Source organism: Streptomyces sp. P9(2023) (assembly GCF_032436795.1).
Lineage (GTDB): Bacteria > Actinomycetota > Actinomycetes > Streptomycetales > Streptomycetaceae > Streptomyces.
Window position 1 is genome coordinate 1 of sequence record NZ_JAUPWM010000450.1, and the last position, 274, is coordinate 274.

At 69.7% G+C, this 274-nt stretch carries 1 pseudogene; it reads left to right on the top strand.

What is annotated here, in order from left to right:
- Positions 1-4: 4 nt before the first annotated feature.
- Positions 5-274: pseudogene (locus Q5762_RS38325) on the top strand (hypothetical protein); the annotation flags it as partial.

Sequence of the window (274 nt, forward strand, 5' to 3'; positions counted from 1 at the left end):
CGTCGTGCAGCGGCTGGGTCGGTTCTGCTTTGCTCATGTCTGTCCTGTCCTCAAGCTTGCGGGCAATTCGCGCCGTTCGCGGCATGCCTGCGGTAAAGCGGCGGCCGGCCCTCCGCGACCCGGCGCCCTGACCATCGCGGGGCGCGCCTACGCCTCCCGCCTGCTGGTCGGCACCGGCAAATACAAGGACATGGAGCAGACCCGCCGCGCCGTCGAGGCCAGCGGCGCGCAGATCGTCACCGTTGCCATCCGCCGCACCAACCTCGGCCAGAAT